Below are 17,282 nucleotides of genomic sequence, written 5' to 3'. Positions count from 1 at the left end.
CGGCTGGTCAGCCGCCGTCGCGGACGGAGACGATGCCGTTGAACACGCCGACGTACGCGGTGCCGTCGGGGCCGAGGGTGATCGGCGCCCAGTTGTTGTCGTACAGCGGGCCGGTGCCGGTCAGTTGGCGCCACCGGCGCTCACCGGTGCGGAAGTCCACCGCAGTGAGGTACCAGGCGTCGATGCCCCAGAAGTTGGGCTCCTTCTCGTAGAAGTAGAGGAGCCCGTTGGCGGTGGAGAGCTTGGGGACCACGGAGGGAGCGCGGATCGCGCTCTCCCAGACCGTGTCGCAGCCGCTGCCGTCGGCGCGGACGTCGATGCGGCTGACGCCGCCCACGACGGACTTGCCCAGCAGCAGCGAGGTGGGGTTCTCGTAGCCGTAGTTGTTCTCGACGACGATGCTGTTGCCCCAGGTGATGAGGGAGTTGTCGGTGGTCGAGGCGCCGGATCCGAAGACGGGCACCTTGCAGACGAGGCGCCGGTCGGCGGGGACGTCAGCGCCTCGCCGGTAGACCAGGACGTTCATCCGGTCGTCGGCGTTGTCCGTGATGGCGACGTACTTCTCGCCGTTCTCACCGAAGAGGTCCGGGGTGGTGCCCGAACCCTGGTTCACGGAACCGGGCTTGGTCCCGGTGCCGCGGTCGTACGTCTGGCGCCACTGCACCTCGGGGGTGCCGTCGGCGGTGGCGCGGAAGCCGTACAGGGCGTGGTCGGTGACGATGGAGACCCCGTCCTCGGCGACCGAGAAGGAGTTCTGGATCTCCTCACCGGCGAGCCGGAGCGAACGGATCTGCGAGGTCACGGGGTCCACGGTGCCGACCCGACCCTGGCGGGTGACCCACCAGATGCGGCCGTTCCAGTCGGGCATCACGGAGGTGATGGGGTCACAGGTGCCGCTGGGCCACAGGTTGGTCCACGTGACGCAGTCATGAGGGACGTGGCCGGTGAGGTCCCAGTCGTTGTCGACGGTGAACTTCCAGCTCCCGTCCGCGTTCTGCGAGTGGGAGAGGCGCAGTACGTGCTGGCGGGAGTCGGCCAGCACGGCCCGGTCCTGGTTGTCCAGGTAGAAGTAGGCGCCGCCCGAGGTGTCCTTGAATATCTTCGCGAAGTCGAGCGAGGTGATCGCCTCGACCGTCGAAGAACGCTGCGGGAGCTGGTACTCCGCGAGCGTGGCGAGCGTGCGGGGCTCCAGGAGCTTGACCTTGAAGCCGGTGAAGGTGCCGCACACGGTGACCAGGCGGCCGCCCGTGTCGAAGGTGGCGGTGGCGCACTCGCCGCCGAGGGCGGCGATCTTCTCGCTCTTGACCTGCGGGTTGCGGCCGAGGGGGCCGGACCACGGGGACGTGGCGCTGCCGGCGGCGTCGGAGTGCATGCCGCTGCGGCCGTTGGGCGCGAGGTGGGGGTGCTGCGGCGGCGCTTGTCCGGGCAGCGGGGCGGCGGTGGCGGGACCGCCGTCGTACTGGCTGATCAGGCGGTGGCCGGGCGCCTTGGGGATCTCCTCCGCCTGGGCCGGCGCCACCCCGTACATCACCGTCAGGGCGGCGAGGGCGGGGACCACGGCGCAGTTCAGCGCTCTTCGGAACATCCGGGCATCCTCCTTCGTCTTCAGTGTTGTTGACATTGCGTCTGACATCGCGCCGCCGCCAGACGCTAGATCGCACTGCCCGAGGAGTCCATGGAAGAGCCGGATGATTCATGAAGGCGCAACAGTCGATCAAGCAGCCGTGATGTCGCTCCACTGCGCCGTACGGTCGCACCAGCGGCCGAGGAGGACCGGATCGTGGCCCACCGCGAGGAGTCCGGCGCCCGTCTCGGCCCGGTACTCCTCGACGACGGCGACCAGCGCGGCCGTGGTGGAGGCGTCCAGCATCGCGGTCATCTCGTCGCACACCAGCCAGCGCGGTCGCAGCACCAACGCCCTGGCCACACAGGCGCGTTGAAGCTGACCGTCACTGACCTCGTGGGGGCGCCGGACGAGCAGGTCCGCGCCCAGGCCGACCCGGTCGGCGAGCTCGGCCACCCGTGCGTCCACCTCCTCGCGCCGGCCCGTGGCGCGCAGCGGTTCGGCGACGAGGTCGCGCAGCCGCAGGCGGGGGTCGGCCGACAGGCGCGGCTGCTGGAAGACGACGCCGACCTCGGTGCGCAGGGAGCGCGGGGCCCGGTGCCGGAAGCCCGTCACGGGGCGGCCCCCGAGGGTCACGGTCCCGCGGTCGGGCCGGTGCAGCAGGGCCGCCACCCGGGCCAGGGTGGACTTGCCGCAGCCGCTGGGCCCCAGCAGGCCGAGGGCCTCCCCGGGGCGCAGGGTGAGGTTCGCGTCCCGCACGACGGGCTCGCGTCGGTCGTATCCGGCGGTGATCCCGGCGAGCTCAAGCATGGTGGCAGGCCACCCCTTCGGTGAGCGGGGGCCGGTCGGTCCGGCAGGAGTCGTCGGCCAGGGCGCAGCGGGCGGCGAAGGCGCAGCCGGCCGGGAGGTCGCCGAGTTCGGGCGGGGCTCCGGGGATGGGGGTGAAGGCCCGCTCGGGCAGGGCGTCGAGCAGTCCGCGGGCGTAGGGGTGGCGGGGCCCGGGTGCGCCGAAGAAGGCTTCGGCCGGGGCGATCTCCACGATCCGGCCGGCGTACATGACGGCGACGGTGTCGGCTATCCGCTCGGCGGCCGCGAGGTCATGGGTGATCATCAGCAGGGCCCGGTCGGCGTCCCGGGTGTGGGCCCGCAGTTCGTCGACGGTGCGGTGGACGAGGTCCCGGTCGAGGCCGGTGGTCGGCTCGTCGGCGAGGAGCAACGGGGCGTCGCCGACGAGGGCGAGAGCGGTGGCGGCGCGCTGGGCGAGGCCTCCGGACAGTTCGTGCGGGTGGCGGTCGAGGTGGCTCGCGGGGAACTGCGCGCGCGTGGCGGCGTCCTCGGCGGCGGCGCGCAGGCGCGCCCCGCGCGGTCCGCTGCCGCGCCGGCCCTTCAGGGCCTTGCCGGCGAGTTCCCGGACGGTCTCCTCCAGGTGGGACCGCACGGTGCGGACGGGGGTGAGGTGGGCCGCCGGACTCTGCGGGACCAGCCCGATCCGGCGGCCCCGTACGGTGCGGGCGAGGGTCGCCTCGTCGGCGGCGAGCAGGTCGAGGCCGTCGGCGAGCCGGGCGGACCCGGCGGTCTCGGCGTTGCCGGGGAGCAGGCCGAGGAGGGCGGAGGCGAGGACGGACTTGCCGCAGCCGCTCTCGCCGACGAGGGCGAGGCATTCGCCGGGGCCCAACCGGAAGGTGGCGCCGGTGACGGCCTCGACGTGGTGGCCGCCGCGCATCCGGAAGCGGACCGAGAGGCGGTCCACGTCGAGGACGGCGGCCGCGGGAACGGCCTCGGCACGGACGGCTGCGGCGGGGTGGCTTCCGGCGGGGACGGGCGGGGGCGTGGTCACAGGGTCAGCTCCGAGCGGCGTCGGGGGTTCAGCCGGTCGCGCCAGGCGCCCGCGAGGCCGGCGATGGCGAGCGTCGGGACGATCAGCAGCAGGCCGGGGAAGAGCGTGGGCCACCAGTCCCCGGCGAGCAGCGAACCCCGGGCCGTCTGGACCAGGTTCCCGAGGCTGGCCTGGTGGGACGGCAGGCCGAGGCCGAGGAAGGACAGGGCGGACTCGTGCCACATGGCGTGCGGGATCATGAGCACCGCGGCGAGGCCCGCCTGCGGGAGCACGCCCGGGACCAGGTGCCGTACGGCGACGCGCCACCGCGAGGCGCCGCCGGAGACGGCGGCGTCCACGTAGGGGCGGCTCCGGAGCGAGAGGACCTCGGCGCGCACGATCCGGGCGGTGGACAGCCAGTGGGTCAGGGCCACCGAGACGATGACGGGCCACACCCCGGGCCGGAACATGGCCACGATGAAGATGCCGAGCAGCAGGTGCGGGATGGAGGAGAGGGTGTCGACGGCCCGCATGACGAGGCGGTCGGTCCAGCCGCCCAGCGCCCCTGCCGCGGCCCCGACCGCGGTGCCGATGACGGTGGCGACCAGGGCCGCCACCAGGCCGACGAGCAGGGAGACCCGCAGTCCGTAGACGCAGCGCAGGAGCAGGTCCCGGCCGACGTCGTCGGTGCCGAAGGGGTGTTCCCATGACGGCGGCAGCAGCTTCGCCGTGAGGTCGACGGCCTGCTGGTCCAACTGCGCCAGCGGGGGCACCAGCAGGACGGCGAGGACGATGACGGCCACGAGGGCGGCGCAGACGCGCACCCGCAGGGTCCGGTGGGAGCGCCGGGCCGTGCCGCGGGACTTCCAGGTGATCGCCGGCTCAGCCATCGAAGCCCACTCTCGGGTCGGCCAGCCCGTAGAGCAGGTCGGACAGCAGGTTCCCGGCGAGGACGGCGGCGGTGGCCAGCACGGTCAGCGCGGCCAGCAGCGGGAAGTCGACCGAGGTGGCGGCCTCGACGGTGGCGGCGGCGATGCCGGGCCAACTGAACACGGTCTCCACCAGGAGGGCTCCGGTGATCAGTTCCGGGACGCGCGAGCCGATGAGCGTGAGCATCGGCAGCATGCCGGAGCGCAGGCCGTGGCCCAGCAGGATCCGCCGTTCGGCGACGCCCCGCGCCCGGGCTCCGCGGACGGGGTCCTCCTCCAGCGCGTCGGCCACGCCCTGGCGGACGTAGAGGAAGAACCAGGGCAGCTGGGAGATGCCGAGGACCAGTGCGGGCAGCACCAGGTGGGAGGTGACCTGCCCGAAGGTGACCGTGTCGTCGGCGGCGTCCGTGAGCCCTCCGGAGGGCAGGACGCCCAGGCGCACGGCGAAGAACCAGATGGCCAGCAGTCCCAGCCAGAACGCGGGGGCGGCCTCCAGGGTGTAGGCGAGGGCGGACACGCCCCGGTCGAGGAGGCCTCCCTGACGGCGGGCGGCGAGCACGCCGAGTCCCGTGCCCAGCAGCACGGCCACGGCGAAGGCGCAGGAGGCCAGCAGCGCGGACCAGCCCACCCGCTCGACGATCACGTCGACGACGGGGCGGCGCATCACGGAGGAGGTGCCGAGGTCGCCGGTGAGGGCCGAGGTGAGCCACTCCCACCAACGGGCCGGCATCGGCCGGTCGACGCCGAGGTTGAGGCGCAGTTGGTCGAGTTCGGCCTGGGAGGCGGTGAGTCCGGCCGTGCCGGCGTACGCCTTGACCGGGTCGAAGGGGGACATCGCGGCGACGGCGAAGACGCCGAAGGTGACGACGAGCAGGACCGGGGCGGCGAACAGGAACCGCCGCCCGGCCATGCGCGCCATCGGCCCCCAGGGGAGGCGGTGGGAGCGGCTGGTCACGCGGGTCGACTCACTTCTGCTTCGGCTTCCAGGTCTCCACGTTCCACCAGGGGCCGGAGCCGAGGCCGTGGTCGTGCGGCTCGACCTGGGTGGTGGGGCCGTCCCACTTGTCGTTCACGACGTACAGGTGGTCGATGTGGGTGAGGAAGACGTAGCCCGGGTTCTTCACGAGTTCGCGCTGCACCGTGTCGTAGGCGTTCTGGCGGACGGCCCGGTCGCCGCTCCTGCGGCCCTCGACGAGGGCCTGGTCGACGACGGGGTTGGAGTACCGGGCCATGTTGTTGAAGCCGTCGCCGCCGAGGGAGGAGGTCAGCAGGAGGTACTGGTCGAAGTCGGGGTCTGCCGGGGAGCCGCCGCCGGCGAGGACGGCGTCGGTCTTCATGCGGGGCTCGATGACCTCCCAGGTCCCGGCCTCGGTCCTGACCTCGATGCCGGCCTTCTTGGCGTCGGAGGCGAAGGCGAGGGCGTGGTCCTGGCGGAGCTTGTCGCCGGAGGGGTACCAGAGCGGGAATGCGGCGCGGACCCCGTCCTTGACGCGGACGCCGTCCTCACCGGCCTTCCAGCCGGCGTCGTCGAGGATCTTCTTCGCCCTGTCGAGGTCGTACGGACGCTCTGTGCCCGCGGTGAACCAGGGACTGCCGACGGGGACCGGGCCGTAGGCGGCCTTGCCCGCGCCCTCCAGGAGCTTGTCGACCATGGTCTTCCGGTCGACGGCGATGTCCAGCGCCTGCCGGACGGCCACGTCACCGGTGACCTTGTGGTCCGTCGGGAGAGTCACGTTGCGGTAGTCGAAGGACTTGGCGGCGTAGGTGGTGCGCGCCGGGTCCTTCTCGAAGCCGCGGGCGAGGTTCGGGGGCAGCACCGCCGCGTCCAGTTCGCCGGAGCGCAGTCGGGTGGCGCGGACGTCGTCGTCCTTGATGACGGCCATGGTGAACTTCTTCACCGCCGGCTCGCCGCCCCAGTACGAGGGGTTGGCCTTGAAGCTGATCTTCTCGCCGCGGGACCAGCCGGCGAGGAGGTACGGGCCGGTGCCGACGGGCTTGGTGGTGAACTCGCCGCTGTTGACGTCCTGCTTGCCCGCGATGTGCTCGGGGGCGATGGGCAGGACGGTCCGCTCGGCGAACGGCGCGTAGGGGTACTTCAGGGTGAAGACGACCCGGTCCTCGCCCTGCGCGGTGACGTTCTCGACGGCGTCCAGCTCGGTCCGCGACGCGTTGTTCGTCGCCGGGTCGAGGATGGTCCGGTAGGTGAAGACGACGTCCTTGGCACCGAAGGGCGCCCCGTCGCTGAACTTCACGCCCTGGCGGAGCTTGAAGGTGTACGTGCGGCCGTCGGCGGAGACCTCCGGCAGGGCCTCGGCCAGCGCGGGCTTGAGCTTCATGTCGGCGTCGTGGGCGAGCAGCCCGTCGAAGACCTTGGAGTTCCCGTCCTTGCCGTAGCCCAGCAGCGGGCTGAGGGTCTCCGGCTCGGTAGCGATGCCGACCACCGCGGAGTCGGCCGCCGCGGCGGACGCCCCGGAGCCGCCCGCCGGGTTCGAACAGGCCGCCACGCCCGTGATGAGTACGGCGGCCAGCGTCGCCGCGGCCGCTCCCCGTGCTGTCCGGGCCGTCATGCTGCGCACATCCTTGTTCACGATCATCCGTTATTGCAAAGAAATGGCAATAATGCCAGACGGGGACAGGGGAAACCGAATCGCCCCGCGGTCGACACAGCGGCCCGGACCCCCTCGACCCGGGCAAATCCCTTGCGTCGCGGGCGGTTTCCGGCCGTCGGGGGCTTGCCCGGCCACCACCGCACGTGCCATATATGTCTAGACCTTTACGGGGACGACGCACACACGAAGGAGGCCCGTGCGACGCACCGCCCCGCCGCGCGCCCTCCCGCCGGCGTTCACCCTCCGCCTGCCCCTCCGCCTGGCCCTCTGTCTGGCCCTCGCCGCCCTGACGGCATGCGCCGGCGGCGACACCGAGCCCCCGCGCGCGCCCGCCGGGCTCACCGCCCAGGCCGGCAGCGCCACCTCCGTGCACGTGATGTGGGAGGCGGCGGCGCCCGCCGACGGCGTGACCGGGTACCAGGTGTTCCAGGCCGGGCAACTGGTCCGCGACCTCCCCGCCGACAAGACCATGATCGACATCACCGGCCTGACCCCGCGGACGCCCTACGACTTCACCGTCCGGGCGCGCGACGCCGCCGGGAACCGCTCCTCCCTCAGCGCCCCCGCGCGCGCCACCACCCCGGCCGCCCGCGCCGAGGACCGGCAGCCGCCCACCGCCCCGCCCTCCGGCGCCGGCAGCGCCCAGGGGCCCCGTACGGTCCGGCTCACCTGGGCGGCGGCCACCGACGACACCGGCGTCACCGCCTACGACGTGCACCAGGGCGGCGTCCGGATCCACACGGTCGGCCCCGGCGAGACCTCCACCACCCTCGACGGGCTCCAACCCGGCACCTCCTACACCTTCACCGTCCGCGCCCGGGACGGCGCCGACAACTCCTCCCCCGACGGCCCGCCCGTCGCCGTGACCACCCCGGCCGACCCCGCCCAGGGCCCCGGCACCGCCCCCGCCGCGTTCACCGCGACCGCCGCGCCCGGCGCCGTGGACCTGTCCTGGACCGCGCCGGACACCGGCCGGGCGACCACCGAGTACCAGCTCTACGTCAACGGGCGGCCGGTCACCGTCATCCAGTTCGGCGCCGGCGCCGAACCCGGCGGACCGGCCGCGCACCGCCTCACCGCCACCGATCCGGCCGGCACCGCCTGGACCCTGAAACTCCGGGCCCGGCTGCCCGACGGCAACTGGGGCGCCTTCTCGGCGGAGCGGCAGGTCGTCCTCGCGGGCTGACGCCGCCCGCGCGTTCCGGCCGGCCATCCGACCTGAACGGCACTGCCGCGAAAGAAGATCGCGCACAATACAACCGTGTTCGGTGAGTACTCGGTCAACGACAATCAGGCAGACTCCGCAGGCGGGGGCCCTGCGCCAGACTCTGGCGCCGTGCCGGGAAACCTGCCGCCGGAAACGGCGAGCTTCGTCGGCCGGGACGGTGAACTCACCGATCTCGGAGCAATGTTGGGCGATCGAAGGCTGATCACCCTGACCGGGGTGGGCGGCGTCGGCAAGTCCCGCCTCGCCCTACGGGCCGCCGCCGACCGGCGCCAGGCCCGACCCGACGGCGTCTGGTGGGTGGAACTCTCCCCCCTGCGCGACCCGGGACTGCTCACCACGACCGTCGCCCACGCCATCGGCCTCGCCGACCACTCCGCACACTCCCTCGACGAGGAACTGTGCGCCTGGATGGCCGACAAGGAACTCCTGCTCGTCCTCGACACCTGCGAGCACCTGGTCCCCGCCGTCCGCCACCTGGTGGCCGAACTCCTCCAGTCCGCACCCGGGTTGACGGTCATGGCCACCTCGCGGGAGCGACTGGACTCCCCCGGCGAGACCGTCCTCGACGTACGACCGCTGCCCTGCGAGGGCCCCGACAGCGACGCCCTGGCCCTCTTCCGGGCCCGCGCCACGGCCGCCACCGCGCAGGCCGCGGAGATCTTCGCGGACCCCGACCGGACCGAGATCGCCGCCGAACTGTGCCGCCGCCTGGACGGGATCCCGCTCGCCCTGGAGCTCGCCGGCGCCCGGATGCGGCTGTGGTCCCTGGAACAGGTGGCGCAGCGACTGGGGGCGCGGTTCGACCTGCTCACCGACACGCGCACCGTGCTGCTGCCCCGGCACCGGACCATGCGCACCGCCATCGGCTGGAGCCACGAACTGTGCGAGCCCGTGGAGCGACTGCTGTGGGCCCGGCTGTCGGTGTTCACCGGGGACTTCGACGTGGCCGCCGCCCGGGCCGTGTGCGCCGGCGGCCCGCTGGCCGCGTCCCGGGTGGAGCGGGTCCTGCACGGCCTGGTCGCGAAGTCCGTCGTCCGGCGCTCCGACGAACGCGGCGCGGGTACCCGCTACCGGATGCTGGACACCATCCGCGAGTTCGGCCACGACTGGCTGGCCGAGCTGGACGAGGTACGGACCGTCGCGGACCGGCACGCCCACTGGTACGCGGCCCTCTCCCACGCCGCCGAGCGGGGCTGGATGGGGCCCGGCCAGGTCGACTGGTACCGCAGGATGACCGCCGAGCACGCGCAGCTGCGCACCTCCCTGGACCACCTCCTCGGCACGGATCCGGGGGCCGCCCTGGAGATGGCCGGGGCCCTGTGGTTCTTCTGGTTCGCCTGCGGGCACGTGCACGAGGGCCGGGGGTTCCTGGAACGGGCCCTGGACGGGGGTCCCCCGGGCGGGCCCGGTCACGTCCAAGCCCTGTGGGCGCTCGGGCTGACGGCCCTGCTCCAGGGCGACATGGCCGTCGCCCAGGACCTCGGCGCGCGGTGCACCCGGGAGGCGGACGCGCTGGCCGACCCGGAGCGCGAGCTGCGCGCCGCCTACCTGCGGGCGGTGTCGGTCCTGATGCCGGGCGACCCGGAGACGGCGCTGCTCCTGGCCGGCCCACGGGCGCGGGCGGGCCGCGGCGGGCGCCCCAGCGGGACGGGTTGGCTGCTGTGCCGGCTGGCCACCGGATACGCCCTGTGCGACCTCGGGCGCTTCGAGGAGGCCGCCGACGAGGCGCGCGAGCTGCGGGAGGCGTGCGCGGAGCTGGGCGAGCGGTGGCTGCGGGCCTACGCGGACTACATCCTGGCCGTGTCGGCGCTCGGACTGGGCCACCACGGCGAGGCCGCCCGTTACGTACGGTCCATGCTGTCGGGCAAGCGGCTGCTGGGCGACCGCTTCGGCATCGCGCTGGGCCTGGACGTCCTGGCGGCCGCGGTGGCGGCCCTGGGCGACGGGGAGCTGGCCGCACGACTGCTCGGCACCGGGCACGCCTGGTGGCGCACGGTGGGCAGGCCGCAGATGGGCGGCTCTCCCTCGCTCACGGCGCTGCGGGACCGGGGCGAGCGGCAGGCCCGCGCGGCGATCGGGGACGCGGCGTACGAGAGCGCGTTCCTCGGCGGCACGGCGGCGTCCACCGGCTGACCGGCAGCCGGTGGACGGCGTAACTCGGGGGCTCCCGTCAGTACGGGAGGGGTCTGCCCGACGGGGTACGCAGATCCAGGTCTCGGGGGGCGGGCTTGGGGACGGGCTTGCGGATCAGCTGCTGGCGCATGCTGCCTCCTCGCTCAGACCAGGGCCGGGCGACGGGGTTCCACCGTCCGGCCTTCGGGGAGCAGTTCACCTGTGTCGTCGAAGACCACCACGCCGTTGCAGAGCAGGTTCCAGCCCTGCTCGGGGTGGGAGGCCACAGTGCGGGCAGCGTCGTGATCGGCGCTGTCTGCGGGCGGGCAGGGGGGCTGGTGGGAGCACATTGGCGCACCTCCTCGCAGAGTGGGGCGGGAGGGCCGGTGGTCACCCGGTCGAATCCGCGATCCACGGTGGCGGTGAGTATTACTGATCGCCGCCCCCGGACGGAACCCATATTCGCGGTCCAGTTCACGGTGTGTATGCCCGCTTACCATGCGCTCATGCCAGCCATCCGGATCATTCATCGCACTCCGCTTCCGCCGGCCGAGGCCTGGCACCGGCTCACGGACTGGGAACGGCACGGCGCACAGGTTCCGCTCACCCGGACGATCATCGAAACGGAACCCCCGACGCACGTCGGAACGCGGTTCACGGCGCGCACGGGGGTGGGCAGGATCACGTTCGACGACACCATGGAAGTGGTGCGCTGGCAGCCGCCCGCGCCCCCTTCCGCCGGAATCGTCCGGTTGGAGAAGCGCGGGCGGACGGTGACCGGCTGGGCGGAGATCGAAGTCCGCCCGCTGCCTTCCGGGGGCGCGGAGGCCCACTGGCGCGAGGACCTGCGGGTGCGCGGCCTGCCGCGCCTGCTCGATCCGCTGACGGCCGCGGCGGGCCGCCTCGTGTTCACCCGCGCCCTGACCCGTCTCCTCTCGGACCCGGCCGCCGGAGCCCGTTCCGGCCGCGGCTAGCGGATGGGCATCCCGGAGAGCGTCCTCGCGATGACCAGCCGCTGGATCTCGCTGGTCCCCTCGAAGATCGTGTAGATGGCGCTGTCCCGGTGCATCCGCTCCACCGGGTACTCGCGCGTGAACCCGTTGCCTCCGAGGATCTGGACGGCCTGGGCGGTGACCTTCTTGCACGCCTCGCTCGCGAACAGCTTGGACATCGAGCCCTCCGCCGAGGTGAACGGCTTGCCCGTGACCGCCATCCAGGACGCCCGCCACACCAGCAACCGGGCCGCGTCGATCCGGGTGCGCATGTCGGCCAGCTGGAAGGCGACGCCCTGGTTGTCGATGATCGGGCGGCCGAACTGGGTGCGGGTCTTCGCGTAGTCCAGGGCCACCTCGTACGCCGCGCGGGCCGTGCCGACGGCCATCGCGCCGACCGCGGGCCGGGAGGCCTCGAAGGTGGCCATCGCGGCGTTCTTCACCCGCTCGCCGCCGCCCGCCGCCGCCCGCTCGCGGGCCCGCGCGAGCCGCTCGTCCAGCTTGTCCTTGCCGCCGAGCAGGCAGGAGCCCGGGATCCGGCAGTCCTCCAGGACCACCTCCGCGGTGTGCGAGGCGCGGATGCCGTGTTTCTTGAACTTCTGCCCCTGCGAGAGCCCCGGGGTGCCGGGCGGCACGATGAAGGAGGCGTGCCCCTTGGTGCCGAGTTCGGGGTCGACCACGGCCACCACGATGTGGACGTTGGCGATGCCGCCGTTGGTCGCCCAGGTCTTGGTGCCGTTCAGCACCCACTCGTCCTTGGCCTGGTCGTACACCGCGCGGGTGCGCATCGCGCCGACGTCCGAGCCCGCGTCCGGCTCGGAGGAGCAGAAGGCGGCGACCTTGACGTCGTCGGGAGTGCCGTACATCTGGGGTATCCAGGTGCCGATCTGCTCCTCGGTGCCGTTGGCGACGACGCCGATGGCCGCGAGGCCGGTGCCGACGATCGACAGGGCGATGCCCGCGTCGCCCCAGAAGAGCTCCTCCATCGCCATCGGGATGCCGAGGCCGGTGGGGTCGAAGAACTGCTGGGCGTAGAAGTCCAGGGAGTAGATGCCGACCTTGGCCGCCTCCTGGATGACGGGCCACGGAGTCTCTTCGCGCTCGTCCCATTCGGCGGCGGCGGGGCGGATCACGTCGGCGGCGAAGCCGTGGATCCAATCGCGCACCTGCTTCTGGTCGTCGTTGAGCTCCATGGTGAACTCCGCCATGTCCCCTCCAGCTGTCTCACGTGGCCACCAACGAAGTTACTGCCGGTAACCTGAACAATGACCACAGTCTGTTACCGGCCGGTAAGCACTGTCAAGCGCCGCCGGTTCGATCGCCAGGGTGTGCGGGGTGTTACGTTGCGTGGGCGTCACGCACATCGCAAGGGCGGGGAGAGAAACACGTCATGCAGACCACTCAGCAGGCCGGCGAACCGGGAGCGGCGGACCGCCGCCGTCGGGAGCTGCTGGAAGCGGCCGACCGCGTCGTACTCCGGGACGGCCCGAAGGCCTCCATGAACGCCATCGCGGCCGAGGCCGGCATCACGAAGCCGATCCTCTACCGACACTTCGGGGACAAGGCGGGCCTCTACCAGGCCCTCGCCGTCCGGCACACCGACGCGCTCCTGGACTCGCTGCGGGCCGCGCTGGACGCACCCGCCGAACGGCGTCGGCGGGTCGAGGCCACGCTCGACACCTACCTCGCCGCCATCGAGGCCCGCCCCCAGGTCTACCGCTTCCTGATGCACCCCGCCGAGGACCCGCAGAGCCCCGAGCGCGGCTTCGACGTCGGCCTGCACTCGGCCCCGCTGCTGCGCCGCCTCGGCGAGGAACTGGCCCAGGTCGTCGGCGAACGGGTCGACCTCGGCCCCGGCGGCGAACGCCTGGCCCGGATCTGGGGCCACGGCATCGTCGGCATGATGCACGCGGCCGGGGACTGGTGGCTCGGCGAGCGCCCCTGCGACCGGGCGGAACTGGTCGAGGGCCTGACCGACCTGCTGTGGGGCCGGCTGGCCACCGCGGGCAACCGCGCGGACGGCCCCGGCTTCTGACGGACCGCCACACCGGCGCCCGGCCCCGGTCGGCGGCCCCGGCTCAGCCGCGAGGTTCCCGTGCGCCCCACGGGGCCTTGCGGATCGCCCGCCGGAGCCGCCCGGCCCGCAGTCCGGTGACGCGGTCCGCGTACACCGTGCCGTCGAGGTGGTCGCACTCGTGCTGGAGGCAGCGGGCGAAGAACCCGGTGCCCTCGATGCGCACGGGCGAACCGTCGGAGGTCACGCCCTCGACGACCGCGCGGTCGTGACGCACGGTCCCCGCCTCCAACCCGGGCAGGGACAGACAGCCCTCGGGGCCGCGGTACTCGCCCCCGTCGGCCTCCACCAGACGCGGGTTGACGACGTGCCCGACGTGGCGCACGTCCTCGTCGTCCGGGCAGTCGTAGACGAAGACGCGCTGCCCGACACCGACCTGGTTCGCGGCGAGGCCGACTCCCTGGGCCGCGTACATCGTCGCGAACATGTCCTCGATGAGCCGGTCGAGCTCCGGGCCGAAGGCGGTGACCTCCGCACAGGCGGAATGGAGCACCGGATCGCCCAGCAGGCTCATGGTGCGGACGAGTCCGGTGGTACCGGGAAGGGGGCGCTGTCGCATGGCCGTAAGGGTACGACGGGCGAATATATGAGGAGATCCGCGGCGGCCCGGGGGCGCCGCGGTCAAGGCCGCGGCCGGTACTGGATAGGCTGGGGCCGACCGACGCAAGGAGGACAAGGGACGATGGCAGGCAACACGGAGCCGCTTTCGCCGCGGGCCAAGCTGGCCGTGACGGCGGGCAAGGCCGCGGCGGCGGTGTCGCGGGCCGCGGGACGCGGAAGCGGATCGGTAATCGGTGGCAAGGTCGCACTCAGGCTGGACCCCGATCTTCTCGGCGCGCTGGCGCAGCACCTCGATGTCGTCCTCGTGTCCGCGACGAACGGCAAGACCACGACGACCCGCCTGATCGCGGAGGCCCTGCGCGCCGCCGGTCCGGTCGTCTCCAACGCGCTGGGCGCCAACATGCCGGCGGGCATCACCTCGGCCCTGGCCGGCGGCTCGGACGCCAAGTACGGAGTCATCGAGGTCGACGAGAAGTACCTGGCCGGAGTGGCCCGGGACGTCACCCCCAAGGTGATCGCCCTGCTCAACCTCTCCCGCGACCAGCTCGACCGGGCGGCGGAGACCCGCATGCTCGCCGAGAAGTGGCGCGAGGGCCTGGAGGGTTCGAAGGCGGTCATCGTCGCGAACTGCGACGACCCGCTGATCGTGTGGTCGGCCTCGTCCTCGCAGAACGTGGTGTGGGTCGCCGCCGGCCAGGAGTGGAAGGACGACGCCTGGTCGTGCCCCTCCTGCGGTGGCGTGATGCAGCGTCCGGGCGACGACTGGTTCTGCGCCGAGTGCGGTTTCCGCCGCCCGACCCCGAGCTGGGTCCTCTCCGGCGACCACGTCCTGGACCCGCACGGCTCGGCCTGGCCGATCCACCTCCAGCTGCCGGGCCGCGCCAACAAGGCCAACGCCGCGCAGTCGGCCGCCGTGGCCGCCGTGTTCGGCGTGCCGCCGCAGGTCGCGCTGGAGCGCATGTACCAGGTGCAGGCGGTTGCCGGCCGGTACGACGTCGTCAACTTCATGGGGCGCGAGCTGCGGCTGCTGCTCGCGAAGAACCCCGCGGGCTGGCTCGAAACGTTTTCGCTGATCGACCCGCCGCCGACCCCGGTGATCCTCTCGGTGAACGCGCGCGGCGCCGACGGCACCGACACCTCCTGGCTGTGGGACGTCGACTACCCGCGCCTGGCCGGTCACCCGATCTTCGTGATCGGCGACCGCAAGCTGGACCTGGCGGTGCGCCTGGAGGTCGCGGGGCTGGACTTCCGGGTGTGCGAGACCCTCGACGAGGCCGTGCAGCTCGCGCCGCCCGGACAGATCGAGCTGATCGCGAACTACACCGCCTTCCAGGACGTGCGCCGCCGCGTCGGCAACTAGCCCCCGTCAGAAACGCAGAGGACAAGAGCATGAGCGACAACAGCCTGCGTCTGGTGTGGGTCTACCCCGACCTGCTCAGCACGTACGGAGACCAGGGCAACGCCCTCGTCGTGGAGCGCCGGGCGCGTCAGCGCGGCCTGGACGTGCAGCGCGTGGACGTGCGCAGCGACCAGCCCATCCCCACGTCGGGCGACATCTACCTGATCGGCGGCGGTGAGGACCGGCCGCAGCGACTGGCCGCGGAGCGCCTGCTGCGCGACGGCGGTCTGGAGCGGGCCGTCTCGAACGGGGCGATCGTCTTCTCGGTGTGCGCCGGGTACCAGATCCTGGGCCAGGAGTTCGTCAACGACGTCGGCCAGCGTCAGGAGGGCCTCGGCCTGCTGGACGTCGTCACCGTGCGCGGCGAGGGCGAGCGGTGCGTCGGCGACGTCCTCGCGGACATCGACCCGCGCCTGGGCCTGCCGCAGCTGACGGGCTTCGAGAACCACCAGGGCGTCACCCACCTCGGTCCGACGGCCCGCCCGTTCGCCCGGGTGAGCATGGGCCGGGGCAACGGCACCGGCGACGGCACCGAGGGCGCGTACAACGACACCGTCTTCGGTACGTACATGCACGGCCCCGTGATGGCCCGCAACCCGCTCATCGCGGACCTGCTGCTGAAGCTGGCCCTCGACGTGAACGCGCTGCCGGCCATAGACGACCGTTGGTACGACGCGCTGCGCGCCGAGCGCATCGCGGCGGCCACGCAGCCCGCGTAACGCGCGGCCGCTCCGTACCGCACGCCGGGCCCGGATCCCCCCGCGGGGATCCGGGCCCGGCGTGCGTTCGTTCGTACGATTGATCGGACCAGCATGTGGAGGATGGTTCAGTCCATCGCGGATCCGCTTGTAGGGTGACGGTTAGTTCCAACCGGACGACGTGGTCCGGTCGTCGGCCCACGTTGCAAAGGTTCTTCCTGCCATGCGCATTGGTGTGCTCACTTCCGGAGGCGACTGCCCCGGCCTCAATGCCGTCATCCGTTCCGTCGTGCACCGCGCCGTCGTCGACCACGGCGACGAGGTGATCGGCTTCCACGACGGCTGGCGCGGCCTGCTGGAGTGCGACTACCGCAAGCTCGACCTGGACGCCGTGAGCGGCATCCTGGCCCGCGGCGGCACCATCCTCGGCTCCTCCCGCGTCCAGCCCGCGCACCTGCGCGACGGTGTGGAGCGGGCTCGCGGACACGTCGCGGACCTCGGTCTGGACGCCATCATCCCGATCGGCGGCGAGGGCACCCTGAAGGCCGCCCACCTGCTGTCCCAGGGCGGGCTGCCGATCGTGGGCGTGCCGAAGACGATCGACAACGACATCGCCTCGACCGACGTGACCTTCGGCTTCGACACGGCCGTGGGCGTCGCCACCGAGGCCCTTGACCGGCTGAAGACCACCGCCGAATCGCACCAGCGCGTGATGGTCGTCGAGGTCATGGGTCGCCACACCGGCTGGATCGCGCTGCACTCGGGCATGGCGGCCGGCGCGCACGCCATCGTCGTGCCGGAGCGGCCCTTCGACATCGAGGAGCTGACGGCGATCGTCGGCGAGCGGTTCGAGGCGGGCAAGCGGTTCGCGATCGTCGTCGTCGCCGAGGGCGCCAAGCCGGCCGAGGGCTCGATGGCCCTGGAGCAGGGCGGTACGGACATCTACGGTCACGAGCGGTTCGCCGGCATCGGCAACCGGCTCGCCGTCGAACTGGAGGAGCGCCTCGGCAAGGAGGCCCGTCCGGTGATCCTGGGCCACGTCCAGCGCGGGGGCACGCCCACCGCGTACGACCGGGTGCTCGCGACCCGCTTCGGCTGGCACGCGGTCGAGGCCGCTCACCGCGGCGAGTTCGGCATGATGACCGCCCTGCGCGGTACGGACATCGAGATGGTTCCGCTCGCCGGGGCCGTGGAGACCCTCAAGACGGTGCCGGCCGAGCGGTACGAAGAGGCCCAGACCGTTCTGTGATGTTTCCCCCCTTCTGAGGGCGGCCCCGGACGCGTTCGGCTCCGGGGCCCC

The 17,282-nt window shown here is 72.7% G+C and carries 16 protein-coding genes; 7 read left to right on the top strand and 9 right to left on the bottom strand.

Going from position 1 to position 17,282, the window contains the following annotated elements; all coding sequences use genetic code 11:
- Window positions 1–7: 7 nt before the first annotated feature.
- The 6 genes from ACFVS6_RS18320 to ACFVS6_RS18295 form a co-directional block, all read right to left on the bottom strand.
- Window positions 8–1,585, bottom strand: coding sequence for a hypothetical protein (locus ACFVS6_RS18320; RefSeq protein ID WP_389704893.1), 1,578 nt, complete (start codon window positions 1,583–1,585; stop codon window positions 8–10).
- Between the two features lie 129 nt (window positions 1,586–1,714).
- Window positions 1,715–2,374, bottom strand: a complete 660-nt coding sequence (locus ACFVS6_RS18315; RefSeq protein WP_389704891.1) for an ABC transporter ATP-binding protein — start codon at window positions 2,372–2,374, stop codon at window positions 1,715–1,717.
- Window positions 2,367–3,287, bottom strand: coding sequence for an ABC transporter ATP-binding protein (locus ACFVS6_RS18310; protein WP_389704939.1), 921 nt, complete (start codon window positions 3,285–3,287; stop codon window positions 2,367–2,369). Before ACFVS6_RS18310 ends, ACFVS6_RS18315 begins: the two co-directional genes overlap by 8 nt.
- A 110-nt stretch (window positions 3,288–3,397) precedes the next feature.
- Window positions 3,398–4,270, bottom strand: coding sequence for an ABC transporter permease (locus tag ACFVS6_RS18305; RefSeq protein ID WP_389704889.1), 873 nt, complete (start codon window positions 4,268–4,270; stop codon window positions 3,398–3,400).
- Entirely contained in the window at window positions 4,263–5,228 is a 966-nt protein-coding gene (locus tag ACFVS6_RS18300; protein WP_389704937.1) for an ABC transporter permease, read from the bottom strand. The genes ACFVS6_RS18305 and ACFVS6_RS18300 overlap by 8 nt, the downstream gene beginning before the upstream one ends.
- A gap of 46 nt (window positions 5,229–5,274) precedes the next feature.
- Window positions 5,275–6,876, bottom strand: a complete 1,602-nt coding sequence (locus tag ACFVS6_RS18295) for an ABC transporter substrate-binding protein (protein ID WP_389704887.1) — start codon at window positions 6,874–6,876, stop codon at window positions 5,275–5,277.
- Window positions 6,877–7,114: 238 nt separating this feature from the next.
- Here ACFVS6_RS18295 and ACFVS6_RS18290 point away from each other — a divergent pair, with 238 nt between their 5' ends.
- On the top strand, window positions 7,115–8,104 hold the full coding sequence (locus tag ACFVS6_RS18290) for a fibronectin type III domain-containing protein (RefSeq protein WP_389704885.1): 990 nt from the start codon (window positions 7,115–7,117) through the stop codon (window positions 8,102–8,104).
- 150 nt (window positions 8,105–8,254) lie between these two features.
- Entirely contained in the window at window positions 8,255–10,279 is a 2,025-nt protein-coding gene (locus ACFVS6_RS18285; protein ID WP_389704884.1) for an ATP-binding protein, read from the top strand.
- Between the two features lie 143 nt (window positions 10,280–10,422).
- Here ACFVS6_RS18285 and ACFVS6_RS18280 read toward each other — a convergent pair whose 3' ends face one another.
- Window positions 10,423–10,608 (bottom strand): DUF5999 family protein, encoded by a 186-nt coding sequence (locus ACFVS6_RS18280; RefSeq protein ID WP_385006612.1) that lies wholly within the window; start codon window positions 10,606–10,608, stop codon window positions 10,423–10,425.
- Window positions 10,609–10,764: 156 nt separating this feature from the next.
- Between ACFVS6_RS18280 and ACFVS6_RS18275 the strand changes: the two genes are divergently transcribed.
- Window positions 10,765–11,232, top strand: coding sequence for an SRPBCC family protein (locus ACFVS6_RS18275; protein ID WP_389704881.1), 468 nt, complete (start codon window positions 10,765–10,767; stop codon window positions 11,230–11,232).
- Here ACFVS6_RS18275 and ACFVS6_RS18270 read toward each other — a convergent pair.
- Window positions 11,229–12,458 carry an acyl-CoA dehydrogenase family protein gene (locus ACFVS6_RS18270; protein ID WP_389704880.1) on the bottom strand — a complete coding sequence of 410 codons (1,230 nt, stop codon included), beginning with the start codon at window positions 12,456–12,458 and terminating at the stop codon, window positions 11,229–11,231. The two genes, ACFVS6_RS18275 and ACFVS6_RS18270, sit on opposite strands and share 4 nt — an antisense overlap.
- A 182-nt stretch (window positions 12,459–12,640) precedes the next feature.
- Between ACFVS6_RS18270 and ACFVS6_RS18265 the strand changes: the two genes are divergently transcribed.
- On the top strand, window positions 12,641–13,285 hold the full coding sequence (locus ACFVS6_RS18265; protein WP_389704879.1) for a TetR family transcriptional regulator: 645 nt from the start codon (window positions 12,641–12,643) through the stop codon (window positions 13,283–13,285).
- A 43-nt stretch (window positions 13,286–13,328) separates the two neighbouring features.
- Here the strand turns inward: ACFVS6_RS18265 and def are convergent, their stop codons facing one another.
- Entirely contained in the window at window positions 13,329–13,883 is a 555-nt protein-coding gene (gene def / locus ACFVS6_RS18260) for a peptide deformylase (protein ID WP_389704877.1), read from the bottom strand.
- A 123-nt stretch (window positions 13,884–14,006) separates the two neighbouring features.
- On the opposite strand from def, the gene ACFVS6_RS18255 reads away from it, so the two are divergent.
- The 3 genes from ACFVS6_RS18255 to ACFVS6_RS18245 all read left to right on the top strand — a co-directional run bounded on the left by ACFVS6_RS18255 (window position 14,007) and on the right by ACFVS6_RS18245 (window position 17,231).
- Window positions 14,007–15,245: a MurT ligase domain-containing protein gene (locus tag ACFVS6_RS18255; RefSeq protein ID WP_281205252.1), complete on the top strand. Its 1,239-nt coding sequence runs from the start codon at window positions 14,007–14,009 to the stop codon at window positions 15,243–15,245.
- Between the two features lie 29 nt (window positions 15,246–15,274).
- On the top strand, window positions 15,275–16,003 hold the full coding sequence (locus ACFVS6_RS18250) for a type 1 glutamine amidotransferase (protein ID WP_389704875.1): 729 nt from the start codon (window positions 15,275–15,277) through the stop codon (window positions 16,001–16,003).
- Between the two features lie 202 nt (window positions 16,004–16,205).
- Window positions 16,206–17,231, top strand: a complete 1,026-nt coding sequence (locus tag ACFVS6_RS18245) for a 6-phosphofructokinase (protein ID WP_385571610.1) — start codon at window positions 16,206–16,208, stop codon at window positions 17,229–17,231.
- Window positions 17,232–17,282: the final 51 nt, after the last annotated feature.

It is taken from the genome of Streptomyces sp. NPDC057939, assembly GCF_042887545.1.
Taxonomy (GTDB): domain Bacteria; phylum Actinomycetota; class Actinomycetes; order Streptomycetales; family Streptomycetaceae; genus Streptomyces.
The sequence above is the reverse complement of the archived record's forward strand: the minus strand, read 5'-3'. Positions and strand labels throughout refer to the sequence as shown.

Excerpts from the sequence above, each read along its gene's own strand:
- ACFVS6_RS18320 (WP_389704893.1), bottom strand. The coding sequence starts at position 1,585 with ATGTTCCGAAGAGCGCTGAACTGCGCCGTGGTCCCCGCCCTCGCCGCC.
- ACFVS6_RS18315 (WP_389704891.1), bottom strand. The coding sequence starts at position 2,374 with ATGCTTGAGCTCGCCGGGATCACCGCCGGATACGACCGACGCGAGCCC.
- ACFVS6_RS18310 (WP_389704939.1), bottom strand. The coding sequence starts at position 3,287 with ATGCGCGGCGGCCACCACGTCGAGGCCGTCACCGGCGCCACCTTCCGG.
- ACFVS6_RS18305 (WP_389704889.1), bottom strand. The coding sequence starts at position 4,270 with ATGGCTGAGCCGGCGATCACCTGGAAGTCCCGCGGCACGGCCCGGCGC.
- ACFVS6_RS18300 (WP_389704937.1), bottom strand. The coding sequence starts at position 5,228 with ATGGCGCGCATGGCCGGGCGGCGGTTCCTGTTCGCCGCCCCGGTCCTG.
- ACFVS6_RS18295 (WP_389704887.1), bottom strand. The coding sequence starts at position 6,876 with ATGACGGCCCGGACAGCACGGGGAGCGGCCGCGGCGACGCTGGCCGCC.
- ACFVS6_RS18280 (WP_385006612.1), bottom strand. The coding sequence starts at position 10,608 with ATGTGCTCCCACCAGCCCCCCTGCCCGCCCGCAGACAGCGCCGATCAC.
- ACFVS6_RS18275 (WP_389704881.1), top strand. The coding sequence starts at position 10,765 with ATGCCAGCCATCCGGATCATTCATCGCACTCCGCTTCCGCCGGCCGAG.
- ACFVS6_RS18270 (WP_389704880.1), bottom strand. The coding sequence starts at position 12,458 with ATGGCGGAGTTCACCATGGAGCTCAACGACGACCAGAAGCAGGTGCGC.
- ACFVS6_RS18265 (WP_389704879.1), top strand. The coding sequence starts at position 12,641 with ATGCAGACCACTCAGCAGGCCGGCGAACCGGGAGCGGCGGACCGCCGC.
- def (WP_389704877.1), bottom strand. The coding sequence starts at position 13,883 with ATGCGACAGCGCCCCCTTCCCGGTACCACCGGACTCGTCCGCACCATG.
- ACFVS6_RS18255 (WP_281205252.1), top strand. The coding sequence starts at position 14,007 with ATGGCAGGCAACACGGAGCCGCTTTCGCCGCGGGCCAAGCTGGCCGTG.
- ACFVS6_RS18250 (WP_389704875.1), top strand. The coding sequence starts at position 15,275 with ATGAGCGACAACAGCCTGCGTCTGGTGTGGGTCTACCCCGACCTGCTC.
- ACFVS6_RS18245 (WP_385571610.1), top strand. The coding sequence starts at position 16,206 with ATGCGCATTGGTGTGCTCACTTCCGGAGGCGACTGCCCCGGCCTCAAT.